At 70.9% G+C, this 18633-nt stretch carries 15 protein-coding genes; 6 read left to right on the top strand and 9 right to left on the bottom strand.

The features are described 5' to 3' along the window. Positions 1-22: 22 nt before the first annotated feature. The 4 genes from ACQP09_RS25415 to ACQP09_RS25430 all read left to right on the top strand — a co-directional run bounded on the left by ACQP09_RS25415 (position 23) and on the right by ACQP09_RS25430 (position 4248). Entirely contained in the window at positions 23-991 is a 969-nt protein-coding gene (locus tag ACQP09_RS25415) for a tetratricopeptide repeat protein (RefSeq protein WP_433403461.1), read from the top strand. 643 nt (positions 992-1634) lie between these two features. Beyond that, positions 1635-2276, top strand: coding sequence for a DUF6230 family protein (locus ACQP09_RS25420; protein ID WP_433403464.1), 642 nt, complete (start codon positions 1635-1637; stop codon positions 2274-2276). A gap of 96 nt (positions 2277-2372) precedes the next feature. Then, complete coding sequence (locus ACQP09_RS25425; RefSeq protein WP_433403467.1) at positions 2373-2942, top strand: DUF6114 domain-containing protein; 570 nt, start codon at positions 2373-2375, stop codon at positions 2940-2942. Beyond that, positions 2932-4248: a hypothetical protein gene (locus ACQP09_RS25430; protein WP_433403470.1), complete on the top strand. Its 1317-nt coding sequence runs from the start codon at positions 2932-2934 to the stop codon at positions 4246-4248. The genes ACQP09_RS25425 and ACQP09_RS25430 overlap by 11 nt, the downstream gene beginning before the upstream one ends. A gap of 101 nt (positions 4249-4349) precedes the next feature. On the opposite strand, the gene pyk is transcribed toward ACQP09_RS25430, so the two are convergent. The 3 genes from pyk to pta form a co-directional block, all read right to left on the bottom strand. Continuing rightward, positions 4350-5777, bottom strand: a complete 1428-nt coding sequence (pyk, locus tag ACQP09_RS25435; protein ID WP_433403473.1) for a pyruvate kinase — start codon at positions 5775-5777, stop codon at positions 4350-4352. Between the two features lie 74 nt (positions 5778-5851). Beyond that, on the bottom strand, positions 5852-7144 hold the full coding sequence (locus tag ACQP09_RS25440) for an acetate kinase (RefSeq protein WP_433403476.1): 1293 nt from the start codon (positions 7142-7144) through the stop codon (positions 5852-5854). Next, complete coding sequence (pta, locus tag ACQP09_RS25445; RefSeq protein ID WP_433403479.1) at positions 7141-9222, bottom strand: phosphate acetyltransferase; 2082 nt, start codon at positions 9220-9222, stop codon at positions 7141-7143. The genes ACQP09_RS25440 and pta overlap by 4 nt, the downstream gene beginning before the upstream one ends. Before the next feature lie 325 nt (positions 9223-9547). On the opposite strand from pta, the gene ACQP09_RS25450 reads away from it, so the two are divergent. Next, positions 9548-10573 (top strand): ATP-dependent 6-phosphofructokinase, encoded by a 1026-nt coding sequence (locus tag ACQP09_RS25450; RefSeq protein WP_432149664.1) that lies wholly within the window; start codon positions 9548-9550, stop codon positions 10571-10573. A gap of 27 nt (positions 10574-10600) precedes the next feature. Here ACQP09_RS25450 and ACQP09_RS25455 read toward each other — a convergent pair whose 3' ends face one another. The 3 genes from ACQP09_RS25455 to ACQP09_RS25465 form a co-directional block, all read right to left on the bottom strand. After that, positions 10601-11305, bottom strand: a complete 705-nt coding sequence (locus tag ACQP09_RS25455; RefSeq protein WP_433403481.1) for a helix-turn-helix domain-containing protein — start codon at positions 11303-11305, stop codon at positions 10601-10603. A 183-nt stretch (positions 11306-11488) separates the two neighbouring features. Further along, the gene (locus ACQP09_RS25460; RefSeq protein WP_018509853.1) at positions 11489-12163 is read right to left on the bottom strand and encodes a response regulator; all 675 of its coding nucleotides are present in this window, start codon (positions 12161-12163) and stop codon (positions 11489-11491) included. Then, positions 12160-13821, bottom strand: coding sequence for a sensor histidine kinase (locus tag ACQP09_RS25465; RefSeq protein ID WP_433403485.1), 1662 nt, complete (start codon positions 13819-13821; stop codon positions 12160-12162). The genes ACQP09_RS25460 and ACQP09_RS25465 overlap by 4 nt, the downstream gene beginning before the upstream one ends. 161 nt (positions 13822-13982) lie before the next feature. Here ACQP09_RS25465 and ACQP09_RS25470 point away from each other — a divergent pair, with 161 nt between their 5' ends. Beyond that, entirely contained in the window at positions 13983-15350 is a 1368-nt protein-coding gene (locus ACQP09_RS25470) for a cation:dicarboxylate symporter family transporter (protein WP_433403488.1), read from the top strand. A 247-nt stretch (positions 15351-15597) separates the two neighbouring features. Here ACQP09_RS25470 and ACQP09_RS25475 read toward each other — a convergent pair whose 3' ends face one another. The 3 genes from ACQP09_RS25475 to ACQP09_RS25485 form a co-directional block, all read right to left on the bottom strand. Then, entirely contained in the window at positions 15598-16236 is a 639-nt protein-coding gene (locus ACQP09_RS25475; protein WP_433406760.1) for a hypothetical protein, read from the bottom strand. Positions 16237-16385: 149 nt separating this feature from the next. Then, the gene (locus ACQP09_RS25480; protein WP_433403490.1) at positions 16386-17813 is read right to left on the bottom strand and encodes a DUF6177 family protein; all 1428 of its coding nucleotides are present in this window, start codon (positions 17811-17813) and stop codon (positions 16386-16388) included. Positions 17814-17925: 112 nt separating this feature from the next. Beyond that, positions 17926-18582 carry a pentapeptide repeat-containing protein gene (locus ACQP09_RS25485; RefSeq protein WP_433403492.1) on the bottom strand — a complete coding sequence of 219 codons (657 nt, stop codon included), beginning with the start codon at positions 18580-18582 and terminating at the stop codon, positions 17926-17928. Positions 18583-18633: the final 51 nt, after the last annotated feature.

Genomic DNA, 18633 nt, shown 5'->3' on the forward strand with positions numbered 1-18633 from the left:
GCTCAGGGGGGAGGATGTACGTATGCAGCCTAGGAACATGTCCATGAGCGGCGTCGTCGACCTCGCCGCTGTCAAGGCGGCCGGCGAGGCCAAGGTCAAGGCGGAGCAGGCCCGTGCGCAGGCCGCCCGTAGCGGAGGCACCGGTGCCGTGGCGCCCGCCGCCCTGGTGATCGACGTCGATGAAGCAGGCTTCGAGCGCGATGTCCTGCAGCGCTCCGCCGAGGTCCCGGTCGTCATCGACTTCTGGGCCGAGTGGTGCGAGCCGTGCAAGCAGCTCGGCCCGCTGCTGGAGCGCCTGGCCGTCGAGTACAACGGCCGCTTCCTGCTGGCCAAGGTCGATGTCGACGCCAACCAGATGCTGATGCAGCAGTTCGGTATCCAGGGCATCCCGGCGGTCTTCGCCGTCGTCGCCGGGCAGGCCCTCCCGCTCTTCCAGGGCGCGGCCCCCGAGGCCCAGATCCGCGAGACGCTGGACCAGCTGATCCAGGTCGGCGAGGAGCGGTTCGGTCTCACCGGGATCGCCGTCGACCCGGACGCCTCGCCGGACGCCGTCCCGGCCGAGGTGCCGGCCGGCCCGTACGACCACCTGCTGGAGGCCGCCGCCTCCGCTCTCGACGCCAACGACTTCGGCGGCGCCGTACAGGCGTACAAGAACGTGCTCACCGACGACCCGGCCAACCCGGAGGCCAAGCTCGGCCTGGCCCAGGCGGAGCTGCTCGCGCGCGTCCAGACGATGGACCCGAACGCGGTCCGCAAGGAAGCGGCGGAGAACCCGGGCGATGTGGCCGCGCAGGTCGCCGCCGCCGACCTGGACCTGGTCGGCGGCCATGTCGAGGACGCCTTCGGCCGGCTCGTCGAGGCGGTCCGCCGCACCACCGGCGACGACCGGAACACCGCCCGGCTGCGGCTGCTGGAGCTCTTCGAGGTGATCGGCCCGGACGACCCCCGGGTCACCGCCGCCCGCACCGCGCTGGCGCGCGTGCTGTTCTGACGGCGAGCTGATTTCTCCGGCCGCGAGCCGATTGTGCCGATGTGACAAGACGGCCGTGATGCCCTCCGGGTGTCGCGGCCGTTTTGCCGTCCGAACGCTAAGAGTCACCGCCCCTTTACCAAAACTTGACAATGGAACCAAGTGTTACTGGCAGTAAGTCGCAGGGGTCGCTCTGTCCTGTTTCCGTCAAGTTTCCCGCCATTCACCTGTCCCTTTCGTGCCACCCTGTGTGGCCGCATGATGTCGCCCCGTCGCGCCACGGTTATCAGGTCGTTACTGGCAAGTAACGACCCCCCTTGTGTCACGGCGCCGAATGGACCACGATCGGCCACGCTCGGTCCCATACCTTCGGCCCAATCTCCAGTCGGCGCCGGAGGGCCTGTTGGGTCCCCACCGAGTGGGTCGGCGGCAGTGGCCGCCGGCTGTGGACAGGGGGGTTCCCGCCGACAGGCGGGGCCTGTCCGACCGGCTGTACACACCGTGCAGCCAGTGGTTGTCGCTCGGGGGTGAACGCCGGTGCAGCGGATGCGGTCCATGCCTCCGCCCGCGGGCGCTCTCCTTCCCGAGGACGTAGCACTTCTCCCATCCCAGGACGGGTTTCCCACCCGCCCGGAGATGTACGTCCGAGAAGAAGGAGCAAGTTATGAGTTCCCAGGTTCGCGGTGGGACGAGATGGAAGCGTTTCGCTCTGGTGATGGTGCCCAGTGTCGTCGCCACGGCGGCAGTGGGTGTCGGTCTCGCGCAGGGCGCCCTGGCCGCGTCCTTCGCCGTGTCCGGCCAGAGCTTCAAGGTCCGCACCGACAAGCTGGTGGGCGAGGACTTCGTCCAGTACGGCAGCGTCGCCGTCGGCACCGACCTTGAGGGCCAGAAAGCCGCGCACCCGGTCGCGGTCTCGGGCTTCAGCAAGGCCACGATCAACAACATGTGCCAGTCGGTGGTCACGCCGAAGGTGCCCTTCGGCATCGGCAACGTCAGCCTGGAGCTGAGGGCCGGCACGAACCCGGAGAACCCGGTCGTGGCGACCAACCTCTACCTGGACGTCGCACAGCTCGACACCGACGCGTACTTCGAGAACATCGACATCGGTGTCGCGGCCGGTTCCGTCGGTGCGCCCGGCATCCAGCCCGGGACCGAGGACGGGGTCAACCGCAACGCCTTCGCGCAGCGGGCCAAGAAGGCCACCCTGACCGACGTGAAGCAGACGGCGTGGGCGACCACCGCCGGCACCTTCAAGCTCAGCAACCTGAGCCTGAAGCTGCACAAGGGCGTCAAGGAGTGCTTCTAAGCGCTCGCCCGGGTGGCCGGGGCGCCCCGCGCGGGCCTTCCGGCCGCCCACCCTTTCTCCTCTCACAGCAGTACCGGTTCCAGGGAGCTGTTTTCCATGAGCCCCGAGTCCACAGGGCAGAACGAGCACAACCTCACCGTCTACCGGCGGGGATTCCGTACCTGGCGGGGTAACCGGCCGTTCTGGGCGGGTCTGTTCACCATGCTGGGCGGTGCGCCCATCGCCTACTTCCCGTACGCCGATCTCCACCTCGGCAACATGACGCTGGCGATGTCCACCACCGCCGGCGCCGGGTCCCTCATCATCGGGATCCTGCTGATCACGCTGGGCCTGACGATGTGGTTCCACTCCATCGTCCGGGTCTTCGCCGGGGTCGCGGCCATTCTTCTCGCGCTGATCTCCATACCCGTCGCCAACATCGGCGGCTTCGTGGTCGGGTTCCTGCTCGCGCTCATCGGCGGAGCCCTGTCCATCTCCTGGGCGCCGGGCGAGCCGCAGCCGGACGAGGCGGCCCCGCAGGGCGCCCCGATACCGCTGGACAAGCAGCAGCCGGAGAGCGGGTACGCCCCCGAGGGCGCCCTGCACGGCGCGGCCGTCCCGCAGCAGCCGGCGGGTGACCACGACACGACCTCCGGCTACGACGGGGGGACACACCGTGCGGGGTGACGAGCAACAGCAGCCTCATGGGTACGCGGACGAGGTTCTCCCGGAACGCAAGGGCCCCCGCCACGCGGCCCCCAGGAAGTCGCTGCTGACGAAGCTGCACATGCCGAGCGGCAAAAAGGCTTTCGCGCTCGCCGCGATGCCGACCGCCGTCTTCGTCGGCATGGGCCTCACGCCCAAGCTCGCCCTGGCCGACGGCAACCCCGACATTCCCTTCGCGCCGGGCCCCTGCGTCACCCGGTCCGACGAGCCGAGCGAATCCGGGTCCGAGTCCCCGAAGGCCACCCCGACCCCGTCGGCGACGCCCACGGACAAGCCGGACCAGGACAAGGGCGAGGAGCCGGGCCAGGACGGCGGCGCGACCCCGAAGCCGACGGAGAGCGGTACGGCCACCGAGGACCCGGCGGCCGACGAGAAGCCGGACACGGCCGACGAGAAGCCCGCCGACGAGCCGAGCCCCACCCCGACGCCCACGAAGTCGAAGAACCCGCTCGACCCGCTGGGCCTGGGCGACGCGCTCAAGGACCTCTTCGACCCGAACAAGGGCAAGGACAAGGACAAGTCCGAGGAGACGGCAAGTCCCTCCCCGAGCCCCACGGCCGACACCCCGAAGCCGGCCGACAAGCCGAAGGCTCCGGACAAGGACGCGGAGAAGGACGCGGAGAAGGACCCCGCGAAGGAGAAGACGGACAAGACGGCCGACGCGATCCGCGAGGCCGCCGAGAAGGCAGGCAAGGACGTCAAGGAGCTCGACGACGACGTCAAGGGACTCGACCCCAAGAAGGACGAGGACATCCCCGACGGCGCCAAGCCGCGCTTCCCCTGCCCCGAACCCGACCCGGAGGCACTCGCCGCGGCGTCCCTGGAGCCCGGCATCCCGCTGCTCCCGGCCGACCCGTGGGTCCTGGAGTCCACGCTGCTCACGCTCAACGGCCTGGACTACAAAGGCATCGTCGAGGTGAAGAGGGCGGACGGCTCCGTCAAGAAGGTGCTCAAGTTCACCGCGAGCTCCATCGACATCAAGGACCTCCACCAGCTGACCGTGGGCCCGGCGGGCACGACGGGCCATGTGAAGTCGCGTCCGGGCTCCACGTCGACCATCCGCAACGGCACGGTGACGATGTACACGGAGGAGCTGAAGGGCAATCTCTTCGGCCTCATCCCGATCACCTTCAACCCGCAGACCCCGCCGCCGCTGAACGTGCCCTTCGCCTTCTTCACCAAGGTGAAGGTCGTCCAGGCAGGCCAGTTCGGCGGCTCACTCAGGGTCCCGGGCCTGCAGAACTACCTGGAGGGCGGCAGAGGCTAGCCGCCGCCACCTGATCCCGTCCGGGAGCCGCACAGAGCCGTGGGCCGTACCCCTGCGACACAGGGGTACGGCCCACGGTCGTACGACGGGGGAGCGGCGGACTAGCCCTCCCCGCCACCCAGGTGGTGCACCCGGACCATGTTCGTGGTGCCCGGGATGCCGGGAGGCGAGCCGGCCGTGATGACCATCGTGTCGCCGTTGGTGTAGCGGTTCAGCTTCAGCAGCTCCGCGTCGACCAGGTCGACCATCGCGTCGGTGTTGTCCGCGTGCGGGACGACGTGCGACTCGACGCCCCAGCTCAGGGCGAGCTGGTTGCGGGTGGACTCGTCCGTGGTGAAGGCCAGGATCGGCTGGGCCACGCGGTAGCGGGAGAGGCGGCGGGCGGTGTCGCCGGACTGGGTGAAGGCGACCAGCGCCTTGCCGTCCAGGAAGTCCGCGATCTCGCAGGCCGCGCGGGCCACCGAGCCACCCTGCGTACGGGGCTTCTTGCCGGGGACCAGCGGCTGGAGGCCCTTGGAGAGCAGCTCCTCCTCGGCGGCGCAGACGATCTTCGACATCGTCTTGACCGTCTCGATCGGGTACGCACCCACCGACGACTCGGCGGACAGCATGACCGCGTCCGCGCCGTCCAGGATCGCGTTGGCGACGTCGGACGCCTCGGCGCGGGTCGGGCGGGAGTTGGTGATCATCGACTCCATCATCTGGGTCGCCACGATCACCGGCTTGGCGTTGCGGCGGCACAGCTCGATGAGGCGCTTCTGCACCATCGGGACCTTCTCCAGCGGGTACTCCACCGCCAGGTCGCCACGGGCCACCATCACGCCGTCGAACGCCATGACGACGCCCTCCATGTGCTCGACCGCCTGCGGCTTCTCCACCTTGGCGATGACGGGGACCCGGCGGCCCTCCTCGTCCATCACCTTGTGCACGTCCTTGACGTCGTCGGCGTCCCGCACGAAGGAGAGGGCGACCAGGTCGCAGCCCATCCGCAGCGCGAAGCGCAGGTCCTCGACGTCCTTCTCGGACAGGGCCGGGACGTTCACCGCCGCGCCGGGCAGGTTGATGCCCTTGTGGTCGGAGATGACACCGCCCTCGATGACGATGGTCTTGACCCGCGGGCCGACGACCTCGACGACCTTCAGCTCGACGTTGCCGTCGTTGATCAGGATCGGGTCGCCCTTGGCGACGTCGCCGGGCAGACCCTTGTAGGTCGTGCCGCAGATCGACTTGTCGCCCGGGACGTCCTCGGAGGTGATGGTGAACTCGTCCCCGCGGACCAGCTCGACCGGGCCCTCGGCGAACTTCGCCAGGCGGATCTTCGGGCCCTGGAGGTCGGCGAGCACGCCGACCGCGCGGCCGGTCTCGGCGGCCGCCTTGCGGACACGGTCGTAACGGCCCTGGTGTTCCTCGTGGGAGCCGTGACTGAAGTTGAAACGGGCCACGCTCATGCCGGCCTCGATCAGAGCGACGAGCTGCTCATGGGAGTCGACGGCGGGACCGAGGGTGCAGACGATTTTGGAACGGCGCATGAGGCGGATCCTATCGGTTTGTTTCGATGCGGAATATTCCGTCTGGTGGAAGATACAAAAGGGCGCGGAGGCGCTCAGTTGTCGACCTCCCCAAGGCCCCCGGATCGGGACGAACCGGGCCCCTCGACGAGCGCGAACGTCTGGTCGGCGATCTCCAGCTCCTCGTCCGTCGGCACCACGGCGACCGCGACCCGTGCGTACTCCGGCGAGATCAGCCGCGGCTCCCCGGACCGTACGGCGTTGAGCCCGGCGTCCACCGCGAGGCCGAACTCCTCCAGACCCGCGATGGCAGCCTCCCGCACCGGGGCCGCGTTCTCCCCGACCCCCGCCGTGAACGCCACCGCGTCCACCCGGCCGAGCACCGCCGCGTACGCGCCGATGTACTTCTTCAGCCGGTGGATGTAGATGTCGAAGGCGAGCGCGGCCCGCTCGTCGCCCTCCTCGACCCGGCGCCGGATCTCCCGCATGTCGTTGTCGCCGCAGAGCCCGACCAGCCCGCTCCTCTTGTTCAGCAGGACGTCGACCTCGTCCGTCGACATGCCCGCCACCCGCTTGAGGTGGAAGACGACCGCCGGATCGATGTCCCCGGAGCGCGTACCCATCACGAGCCCTTCCAAGGGGGTCAGCCCCATGGACGTCTCCACGCACCGCCCGCCCGCGACCGCCGAGGCGGAAGCGCCGTTGCCCAGGTGCAGCACGATGACGTTGATGTCCTCCGGTGCCTTGCCCAGCAGCTCGGCCGTCCTGCGCGAGACGTACGCGTGCGAGGTGCCGTGGAAGCCGTAGCGGCGGATGCGGTGCGCGTCGGCGGTCTCCACGTCGATCGCGTACCGCGCGGCCGCCTCCGGCATCGTCGTGTGGAACGCCGTGTCGAAGACCGCCACCTGCGGCAGGTCCGGCCGCAGCGCCTGCGCCGTACGGATACCGGTGATGTTGGCCGGGTTGTGCAGCGGCGCCACCGGGACCAGCCGCTCGATCTCCTTCAGCACCTCGTCGGTGACCACCGTCGGCGCGGTGAACCGCAGCCCGCCGTGCACCACCCGGTGCCCGATCGCCGCGAGTTCGGGGGAGTCCAGGCCGAGCCCGTCCGCCGTCAGCTCCTCGGCCGCCGCCTTGAGCGCCGCGTCGTGGTCGGCGATCGGGCCCGTACGCTCCCGGGGCTCGGCCCCGCCGCCGGCCAGCGGGGTGTGCACCAGGCGGGAGGTCTCCTCGCCGATCCGCTCGACCAGGCCGGAGGCGAGCCGCGAGCGATCGCGCATGTCGAGCAGCTGGTACTTCACCGAGGACGAGCCGGAGTTGAGGACGAGGACGCGATGCGGTTCCACAGGGGCTGCCGTGCTTTCGTGATCGGGGGCGGAGTTCGTCATGCGGGGCGCTCCTCGCCCTGCGCCTGGATCGCCGTGATGGCCACCGTGTTGACGATGTCCTGGACGAGCGCGCCCCGGGACAGGTCGTTGACGGGCTTGCGCAGACCCTGGAGCACCGGGCCGACCGCCACCGCGCCCGCCGAGCGCTGTACGGCCTTGTAGGTGTTGTTGCCGGTGTTCAGGTCCGGGAAGATCAGGACGGTCGCCTGGCCCGCCACCTCCGAATCCGGGAGCTTGGTCGCCGCGACGGACGGCTCGACGGCCGCGTCGTACTGGATCGGTCCCTCCACCCGCAGCTCCGGCCGCTCGGCCCGTACCCGCTCGGTCGCCTCGCGCACCTTGTCGACGTCCGCGCCGGAGCCGGAGGTGCCGGTGGAGTACGAGAGCATCGCGATCCGCGGCTCGACGCCGAAGCGGGCCGCCGTCACCGCCGACTGCACCGCGATGTCCGCGAGCTGCTCGGCGTTCGGGTCCGGGTTGACCGCGCAGTCGCCGTAGACGAGCACCTTGTCGGCCAGGCACATGAAGAAGACGGACGAGACGATCGAGGCGTCCGGCTTCGTCTTGATGATCTCGAAGGCCGGGCGGATGGTGGCGGCGGTGGAGTGCACCGAGCCGGACACCATCCCGTCGGCCAGGCCCTCCTGCACCATCAGCGTGCCGAAGTAGTTGACGTCGGACACCACGTCGTACGCCAGTTCCACCGTCACCCCGCGGTGCGCGCGCAGTTCGGCGTACCGCTCGGCGAAGGCCTGGCGCAGCTCCGAGGTGTGCGGGTCGATGATCTGGGTCTCGGCGAGGTCGATGCCGAGGTCGGCGGCCTTCTTGCGGATCGTGTCCACGTTGCCGAGGAGGGTCAGGTCGCAGACGTCCCGGCGCAGCAGCACGTCCGCCGCGCGCAGCACGCGCTCCTCGGTGCCCTCGGGCAGGACCACGCGCTTGCGGTCGGAGCGGGCCTGCTCCAGCAGCTCGTGCTCGAACATCATCGGCGTGACCCGGCCGCTGCGGGCCACCGAGATCCGCTCCAGGAGCGCGCCGGTGTCCACGTGCCGCTCGAAGAGGCCGAGCGCGGTCTCCGCCTTACGGGGCGTCGCCGCGTTCAACTTCCCTTCGAGGGTGAAGAGTTCGGCCGCCGTGGGGAACGAGCCGCCGGCCACCGAGACGACCGGGGTCCCGGGAGCGAGCCGGGCGGCCAGCGTGAGTATCTCCTCGCCCGGCCGCTCGTTCAGGGTCAGCAGGATGCCCGCGATGGGCGGCGTCCCGGCGCTGTGCGCGGCCAGCGACCCCACCACCAGGTCCGAGCGGTCCCCGGGCGTCACCACCATGCACCCCGGCGTCAGCGCGTTCAGCAGGTTCGGCAGCATCGCCCCGCCGAAGACGAAGTCCAGCGCGTCGCGCGCGAGCCCCGAGTCGTCGCCGAGCAGCACCGTGCCGTCCAGCGCGGCGGTGATCTGCGCGACCGTCGGGGCGGAGAGCGCCGGGTCGTCCGGCAGCACGGAGACGGGCACCGGCAGCCGGGCCGCCAGCCGCTCCGCTATCACCGACCGGTCCTCCGGTGCGACCCGGTTGACCACCATCGCCAGCACGTCGCAGCCGAGGCCGGCGTAGGCGCGGTACGCGTTACGGGTCTCGGCGCGCACGGACTCCGCCGTCTGGCCCTTGCCGCCGACGACCGCGATCACCGACGCGCCGAACTCGTTGGCCAGCCGCGCGTTCAGCGCCAGCTCGTCCGGCAGCTGGGTCGCGGCGAAGTCGCTGCCGAGGACGAGGACCACCTCGTACTCCCGGGCCACCTGGTGGAAGCGGTCCACCAGCAGCGAGACCAGCTCGTCGGTCCCCTTCTCCGCCTGCACAGCGGAGGCCTCGTGGTAGTCCAGGCCGTAGACGGAGGCGGGGCTCTGCGAGAGCCGGTAGCGGGCCCGCAGCAGTTCGTAGAGGCGGTCGGGCCCGTCGTGGACCAGCGGGCGGAAGACCCCGACCCGGTCCACCTGGCGCGTCAGTAGCTCCATGACTCCGAGCTCGACGACCTGCCGGCCGTCCCCCCGTTCGATCCCGGTCACGTACACGCTGCGCGCCACGCGTGCTCTCCCGTCGTTGTGCGGTGCCGCGACCCGCGGTCCGTCCGGGACGTGGGGGATCCTCCCCGCGCTGTCCCCGGCGCTCCGAGGGGTGCGGCCATTGGCCTGCATTGCCTCTTGACGATACCTGCGCGGGCCGCTATGCCGCCCGCCGGAGGATTTCGGCCCCCGAGCGCCTTCTACCCGCTCCCGGATCCTTGCCCCGGCCCGGCCGAAAGCGCGGGGTCCGTGCCGGGCGTGGGACAATCGAGCTGGTTCAGGGCAGGGGGGCCGCCTCGGTCGGTCTCCTGGAACAGCGCGACTAACGAGCAGGAGACACACCTCGATGCGCATCGGCATTCTCACCGCGGGCGGCGACTGCCCCGGCCTGAACGCAGTGATCCGGTCGGTCGTCCACCGGGCCGTCGTGGGCCACGGCGACGAGGTCATCGGCTTCGAGGACGGCTTCAAAGGGCTGCTCGACGGCTACTTCCGCCCCCTCGACCTCAACGCGGTCAGCGGCATCCTCGCCCGCGGCGGCACGATCCTCGGCTCGGCCCGCCTGGAGCGCGACCGGCTGCGCGAGGCCGCGGAGAACTGCGAGGAGCTGGCCCGGCGTTACGGCATCGACGCGCTGATCCCGATCGGCGGCGAGGGCACGCTGACGGCGGCCCGGATGCTCTCCGACGCGGGCATGCCGGTGGTCGGCGTCCCGAAGACCATCGACAACGACATCTCCGCCACCGACCGGACCTTCGGCTTCGACACCGCCGTCGGCGTCGCGACCGAGGCCATAGACCGTCTCAAGACGACCGCCGAGTCCCACCAGCGGGTGATGGTCGTCGAGGTCATGGGCCGCCACGCGGGCTGGATCGCGCTGGAGTCCGGGATGGCCGGCGGCGCCCACGGCATCTGCCTGCCCGAGCGCCCCTTCGCGGTCGACGACCTGGTCAAGATGGTCGAGGAGCGGTTCGCGCGCGGCAAGAAGTTCGCCGTCATCTGCGTCGCCGAGGGCGCGCACCCGGCCGAGGGCTCGATGCCGTACGCCAAGGGCGCGATCGACCAGTTCGGCCACGAGCGCTTCCAGGGCATCGGCAACCGCCTCGCCGTCGAGCTGGAGACCCGGCTCGGCAAGGAGGCCCGACCGGTCATTCTCGGCCACGTCCAGCGCGGCGGCACGCCCACCGCGTACGACCGGGTCCTCGCCACCCGCTTCGGCTGGCACGCCGTGGAGGCCGTCCACCGCGGCGACTTCGGCCGGATGACCGCCCTGCGCGGCACCGAGATCGCCATGGTCCCGCTCGCGGACGCGGTCACCCGGCTGAAGACGGTCCCGGTGGACCGGATGTACGAGGCGGAGTCGGTGTTCTAGAGCCGTACGGCGAGTCCCGTACGGGACTCACACCCCCGCCGTCCGCCAGAACTGGTCCACCACCCGGGCCAGGAACGCCCGCCCCGCGTCGCCCGTCGACCCGGACCGTTCCTGGCCCGTGCTGCTCCAGCTCAGCGTGGAGACCATCAGCGCCTGGTAGTCGGCGTGCAGCTGCTCCAGCACGTCCTGGATCTTCGCCCGGTCCAGCGGGACCACCTTCGCCACCGGGCGGACGTACGCCTGCCAGCGCGTGGTGACCGCACTCGTCAGCAGCTCGGCCAGCTCCTCGTCGCGGCCGGTCGCCGTGAGGAACTGGGCCGGTGACAGGCCGAGCGCCCGGCACAGCGCGGCGGACTGGCGCTCGTTGCCCTTCCAGCGCCCGGCCTCCTCCATCCGCAGGTACGACGCCCCGGTCATCCCGAGCTGCCGCGCCAGGTCGTCCACCGAGAGCTCCCGGCTCATCCGGTGCTCGCGCAGGGTGGAGGCGGCGGCCAGCAGCTCGCCCGGGGCGCACCACAGGACCCCGGCCAGGGCGGTCAGTTCGCGTTCGCCGGGGGTCGCGAGGCCGCGCTCCCAGGCGATGACGGTCTCGGCGGGTACCCGGAGCCCGTACTGGGCGGCGAGGCCGTAGGCGACATGTCCGGGAGCCATCCCCAGTGCCTCGCGGAGGCGGCGCGCGGCGGGGGCGTTGAAGGGCGGGGTGGGGTGCACGGCCCCACCGTAGAAGTCCATTTCCGTCCTGGCTACGGTCTGTTCTGTACAGAACACGCTTCGTAGGAACCTCCTAGCGCGAACCGGGCGGGCGGTACGCAATCAAGGGCCCCACCAGCGCTTTCCTTACCGCCGGTATTCCACCCCCGCTGCCTCTGCGTGCCCTTGCGGCAAGCGCTTGCGGTATGTTTCCGGCGGTCGGCCTCAGCGGCCGCCGGCCAGCCAGCGGTAGTGGAGCTCAGGTCGGCCGACCTGCCCATAATGTGGACGGCGCGCCGCGCTCCCGACGGTCACCAGGTGCTCCAGATAGCGGCGCGCGGTGATCCGCGAGATCCCGAGCCGCTCCCCGGCGGCGGCCGCCGTCACGCCTTCCGCCGACTCCCGCAGGACCCGGGTCACCGCCTCCAGGGTCGGCCCGCTGAGCCCCTTCGGCAGGGCGGCCGGCTCGGTGACCCGCAGCGCGCCCAGCGCCCGGTCCACCTCCTCCTGCCCGCTCGCCTCACCCGCGGCGCCCCGGAACTCCGCGTACCGCACCAGCCGGTCCCGCAGCGTCGGGTAGGTGAACGGTTTCAGGACGTACTGGACGACCCCCAGCGACACCCCCTCCCGCACCACCGCGAGGTCCCGCGCCGAGGTCACCGCGATCACGTCCGCCCCGTGCCCGGCGGCCCGCAGCGAGCGCAGCAGCCCGAGCCCGTGGCCGTCGGGCAGGTACAGGTCGAGCAGGAGCAGGTCGACCGGGGTGCGCTCCAGTACCCGTACGGCCTCCGCCCGGGTGTGGGCCACGGCGGCCACGGTGAAGCCCGCCACCCGCTCCACGTACATCTGGTGCGCGTCGGCGGCCACCGGATCGTCCTCCACCACCAGCACCCGGATCACGTGGTCACCTCCGTGGCGGTACGGTCCCCGAGCGGCAACCGCACCGTGAACCGCGCCCCGCCCTCCGGCGCCCGGTCCAGCTCCACCGACCCGCCGTTGCGGTGGGCCGCCTGCCGCACCAGCGCGAGGCCGAGCCCGCGCCCGGCCCCGTGCGTCGACCAGCCACGCCGGAACACCTCGTCCGCCTCCTCCGGCCCGACGCCCGCACCGCTGTCCGAGACCCGCAGCAGCAGCTCCCGGCCGTCGGCGAGCGCGGTCACGGTGACCCGGGCCCGCCCGGCCCCACCCGGCGACGCCGTACGAGGCGCCGGAACGGCCACCGCGTCCCCGTCCGACGCCGCCTCCACCGCGTTGTCGATCAGGTTGCCGAGGATCGTCACCAGGTCCCGCTGGGCCAGCGAGTCGGGCAGCGCGCCGTCGTCGATCAGGCTGTCCTCCGCCAGCTCCAGCTCCACCCCGCGCTCGTTCGCCTGGGCCGCCTTGCCGAGCAGCAGCGCGGCCAGCACCGGCTCCTCGACCGCGCCCACCACCCGGTCGGTCAGCACCTGCGCCAGCTCCAGCTCCGCCGTCGCGAACTCCACCGCCTCCTCCACCCGGCCCAGCTCGATCAGCGACACCACCGTGTGCAGCCGGTTCGCCGCCTCGTGGGCCTGCGACCGCAACGCCTGCGTGAAACCGCGCTCGGAGTCCAGCTCACCGGTGAGCGCCTGGAGCTCCGTGTGGTCCCGCAGGGTCACCACCGTGCCGCGCCGCTCCCCGCCCACCACCGGACGGGTGTTGACCACCACCACGCGCTCCGCCGTCAGGTGCAGCTCGTCCACCCGCGCCTCCGACGCCAGCAGCGCCCCGGTCAGCGGCGCGGGCAGCGCCAGCTCGTCCACGGTCCGGCCGAGCGCCTCCGCCTCCGGGGGGATCCCGAGCAGTTCGCGCCCGGCGTCGTTGATCAGCGCGATCCGCCGCTGCCCGTCCAGCATCAGCAGCCCCTCGCGCACCGCGTGCAACGTGGCCTGGTGGTAGTCGTGCAGCCGGCTCAGCTCGGCCGCGTTCATCCCGTGGGTGTGGCGCCGCAGCCGCGCGTTGATCACGTACGTACCGACCCCGCCGAGCGCCAGCGCCCCGCCCGCCGCCAGCGCGAGGGCGCCGAGCTGCTCGCGTACCTGCGAGGAGACCCGGTCCACGGTGATGCCCGCGCTGACGAGCCCGACGATCCGCTCTCCGTCCCGGACCGGGGTGACCACGCGTATCGACGGGCCGAGCGTGCCGGTGTACGTCTCGGTGAAGGTCTCCCCGGCGAGCGCCTCCTCGGTGTGGCCGAGGAAGGTCTCGCCGATCAGCGAGGCGTCCGGGTGCGTCCACCGCTTCCGCTCGGTGTCCATGATCGTGACGAAGGCGATCTGGGTGTCCCGGCGCACCTGCTCCGCGTACGGCTGGAGCACGGCGGAGGGGTCCGGGGTGCGGATGGCCTCCCGTACGGAAGGGGAATCGGCCACCGCCAGCGCCGCCGCCCGCACCTGCCGGGCCGCGGTCTGCTCGGCCTGCGCGGAGCCGGAGACGTACGCGAAGACCGCGCACCCGGCCACCACCGCGGCGATCAGCACGACCTGCATGGCGAAGAGCTGCCCGGCCAGGCTGCGGGGACGGGTACGGGGGAGGCGCATGCCCCACAGTCTGCCTCGCCGGAACACCTGGCCCCCAGTGGCTCGAAAGCGCCCGTGAACGATATGAACGCAAGGGTGACCGGGGTCACAGGGCGGTGGATAGTCACCGGAGCCCCCAGGGACGGGGGCGCACCCCCCTGACCGAGCCGAGGAGCCCCACGATGGCCGTGGCAGCCAAAAAACGGGACCGTACCCACTACCTGTACATCGCCGTGATCGCCGCCGTGGCGCTCGGCATCCTGGTGGGCTTCGCGGCCCCCGGGGTGGCCGTCGAGCTCAAGCCCATCGGCGCCGGCTTCGTGAACCTGATCAAGATGATGATCTCGCCGATCATCTTCTGCACGATCGTGCTGGGCGTCGGCTCGGTCCGCAAGGCGGCCAAGGTCGGCGCGGTCGGCGGCCTGGCGCTCGGCTACTTCCTCGTGATGTCGACCGTCGCGCTCGCCATCGGCCTGCTGGTCGGCAACTTCCTGGAGCCCGGCTCGACCCTCCACATCACCGAGGCGGCCCGCGCCGCCGGTGAGAAGCAGGCGTCCGGTGCCAGCGAGTCCACCGTCGACTTCCTGCTCGGCATCATCCCGACCACCATCGTCTCCGCCTTCACCGCGGGCGAGGTGCTCCAGACGCTGCTGGTCGCGCTGCTCGCGGGCTTCGCGCTCCAGGCGATGGGCTCGGCGGGCGAGCCGATCATCCGCGGCATCACGCACATCCAGCGGCTCGTCTTCCGCATCCTCGCCATGATCATGTGGGCGGCGCCGGTCGGCGCGTTCGGCGCGATCGCGGCGGTGGTCGGCGAGACCGGTCTCGACGCGCTGAAGTCCCTGGCGATCATCATGATCGGCTTCTACGTCACCTGCGGTCTCTTCGTCTTCGTGGTGCTCGGCGCGATCCTGCGCCTGGTCGCCGGGGTCAACCTGCTCTCGCTGCTGAAGTACCTGGGCCGCGAGTTCCTGCTGATCCTCTCCACCTCCTCCTCCGAGTCCGCACTGCCGCGGCTGATCGCGAAGATGGAGCACCTGGGCGTCAGCAAGCCGGTCGTCGGCATCACCGTGCCGACCGGCTACTCCTTCAACCTCGACGGCACGGCGATCTACCTCACGATGTCCTCGCTCTTCATCGCCAACGCGATGGGCGACCCGCTGAGCGCGAGCGAGCAGATCTCGCTCCTCGTCTTCATGGTCATCGCCTCGAAGGGCGCGGCGGGCGTGACCGGCGCCGGCCTCGCCACCCTGGCGGGCGGCCTCCAGTCGCACCGCCCGGAACTCGTCGACGGCGTCGGCCTGATCGTCGGCATCGACCGCTTCATGAGCGAGGCCCGCGCGCTGACCAACTTCGCGGGCAACGCGGTCGCCACGGTCCTGGTCGGCCACTGGACCAAGGAGATCGACAAGGAGCGGGTGGGCCAGGTCCTCGCCGGACAGATCCCGTTCGACGAGCGGACGTTGGTCGACGACGACCACGGCGGCCCGGCCGACTCCGGCGACGTACCCGAGCCGCGCGAGAAGGCGGCCGAGCCCGCCAAGGTCTGACGGACGCATTCAAGCCACTGCGACACCCCCCACCCAAGGACACCCGTATCCCCCGGTACGGGTGTCCTTGCTCGGTCCCGGCGGGGGCTACACCTACTCCTCCGGCGTCGCCCCGGCCGAGACCTACTCCAACTGCGTGCACTGCACCGTCTCTCCGGGCGGCGAGAGAGATACCCCTTCGACGCGGTCAACGTCTTTGGCCATGCGGTGTCCCAGAGTGATGTGGACCGGATCGGAAGGAAACTCTCTAACCGAACGTCGCATCGGTGAGGTCCGGCCCCCGCCCGTCGACGATGTCGGGCGCCGCAAGCCCGTACCCCTCCGCTCGCCCGTAGTACGTCGGCTCGCCGCGCTCCGCCTCGACTCCGAGCACCTGAACGAGCTCCTCCAGGGCCGAGGCGAGCCGCGGCGCGTTGCTGGTGTGGATGGCCGACTGTGGCTCGCCCCGGAAATCGCACTGGCCCCAGACATCGTGATGCACGGAAAGTTCGACCCAGAGGTCCGTCTCGTCCGGTGCCACCATGAGTTCCACCAGGCGGTGTTCCCTGTGCTGTGCACCGTCCGCGTCGAACCAGGTGCCTGAGCCCAGCACGAGGATTCCGCCGATCTCCGCCTGTGGATGACCGGTCGGCCGACAGGCGCGAAGCGCATCGGGCAGCGCCGGATCGTCGAGTGCACGCGTGACGAGGTTCAGCCGGCTGTGGACACCGAGGCCACCCCTGCCGGTCTGGAACCAGGCCCACTCAAGTGAGGAGGGCACCAGCAGGGCGTACTTCTCCAGCACCGCACTCATGCGCGCCGCGATCATGAGCGCGAACTCCGGACCGGGCTCCTCGACGTCCTCCAGACTCCAGGACCACGAGCCGCATGCCTTCGGCGAGCGCATCAGCACAACTACTCAACCACCTCACCCCTGACGCAGAACATGAGTAACCCGGCGGCATCGGCTGTGCCGGCGCACCGTTGCTGGCCTCAGCTCGCCCGGGTCCTCATGGCCTCGCTCAAGGTACGGGTGCACCCTAAAGAATAATTCCTTCAGGCGGGTGGTGCCCCGCGCAGATGACGCATGAGCTGTTCGAGGGCAGTCCAGCTCTCGGCGGGATCGCCGTCGCCGAGCCGGTAGTAGAAGCCCGGCCGGGTGCTCGGCCCCAGCTGGACCGGGCGTTCCTTCAGCGGGGTCATGCTCGCGGTGTCGCGCCCTGCCTCCCGGACCTCTGCGGGGCCGAGGACGAAGGCGTAGGGAAGCGGCGGGTGTTCGAAGCGCGGCGGGGCGCTCAGATCCCGGCGGGCCTCGCGCAGCCGGCACATCATGGTCCGCAGCCCGTGCCGGGCCACCAGTTCGTCGGCCAGAGCGGGCAGGGGCTCCAGGGCCGGCTTCTCGCCGGGGCCGTAGCCCACGGTGAGGGTGATGTCCTCCTCCACACCCTCCGGGGTGCGGATCACGCGCAGGGTGGCGATGGCGGGGCGTTCCGGGGTGCCGACCGCCACCGTCCAGGTGGGGCGCGGGGAGCGCTCGTACGCCAGCTCGGTCAGCTGCCGCCGCGACCAGGTCAGACCCGCCGGCTCCGATGTCCCCCAGCTGACCGGCGGGCCTCCGGTCAGCATCTGCCAGGCGGCTTCGAGCGCGCCGCCGAGAACGAGGTCCGCTGTGGGGCGGTGCAGGGTGCGGAAGGAGACGATGAGCTGGCGTTCCCCGGCGGGCGGGTCTTGCGTGAAGGCGTCCGCCACCGGGGTCTGGCCGTTCGCGTCCCGGGCCGGGGAGAAGGCGTCGTCCTGCCAGCGCAGTACCGCGCCGGTCAGCCCGTCGTAGTAGCCGCACCGTTCGTCCTGCACCACCCAGCGCGAGGGTGTGGACTCCAGCAGCGTACGAGTGGGCAGGGAGAGGCGGCAGTGCGCAGGGGTGACGATCTGCAGGGACCGGTCGCTCTCCACGGCGGCTCGCAGTGCCTCGGTGAGCCAGCTCGTCATGGGGATGACCGGCCGGTCCTGGAGGACGACGGCGGCCTTGTCGGTGAGCATGTCGACGGCCGGCTGGGCGGCGGCGGGGGCAGGTACAGCCGTGATGCCCGAGACATCGACCGGACGGGCCGCACCGGCCATGCCCGGGGCGTCCGGTGGCCAGACCCGGCCGCCCAGAAGCATCGTCAGGCGCGCCGCGAAGGCGCCCGCGAGCTGCTCGGCCTGCGCAACGCCCGCCGCGGCACGGGCTTCGACCCACCACACCGGTCCGTCACCTGAAAACTCAGCACCGGGCCCGAGCAGCCGGGCCGCCTCGCCCGGTATCTGGAGGAGCAGCGGCACCTCGATCGAGACGAGAGGCCGCCCGTCGGCGTCGCACAGCTGGACCACGGCCCCCTCACCGGCGGTCTCGACCCGAAGGTCCGGGCCGCCCGCGAGGAGCCCCGCCAGGATGCTCAGTGCGTCCGGCATACGCTCGGTGAGCGCGATCACGTCCTTGGTCATGCGGAGCTTCCTCAGATCGTGCGTGTTCGGCTTTCATCCCGGTGAGGGCGATGGACGCCGCGAACCAGGCATCGGCCGCAAGGAGGTCCTGAGCGGCGTCCTCGTCCTGGCCCTACTGCTGTGCGCGAGGAATCACCTGTACCTGTCCACCTCGCTCAGCGACCCATTCCTCGAGTTCCGCGTCGGCCAGATCACGGGACGATGCGCCGCAGAAGACGGTGATCGGGCCGAAAACGGTTCCCGTCAGACCGTGCATCACTGTTCTGTCATCGACGGTGACCTTGAAGGTGTTCTGGAACAGCACCGCGTCGGTCAGGTCGGCCCCCCGCAGATCGACCCCCAAGAGCGAGGCCCCCATGATCCGCGTTCCTCTGAAGCTGGCCTCCGACGCATCGACCTCTTGCAGCGAAGCTCTGGCCATGTCGGCACCGTCGAGCCGTGCGGACCGGAGTACGGCCCCGTCGAGATTGGCCTTGACGAGGTCCGCGCCGGTGAGGTCCGCGCCGGTGAGGTCCGCACCGGTGAGATCCGCTGACTGCAGGTCGGCGCGGTAGAAAATTGCCCCCGTAAGCCGCACGTCCGCCAGGACTGCCTGAGTGAACCACGCCTTTGTGAAGTCGCCGCCTGAGAGGTCGGCGCCCCGGAAGTCGTGCTCGATGCCGAAGAGACTGTAACCCTCTTCGGTCATCCATTCCTGCAACAGATGTGTTGCTTCAGGGGCGGCCGGGAACGCCGCCGGATTCCAGTTCTTACGGATACCAGATGACAATGTCTCCCCAACCGTGGCTTTCAACGACGCCCTTGACGCTGTCGATTGCCG

This window comes from Streptomyces sp. CA-146814, from assembly GCF_050942385.1.
Taxonomy (GTDB): Bacteria; Actinomycetota; Actinomycetes; order Streptomycetales; family Streptomycetaceae; genus Streptomyces.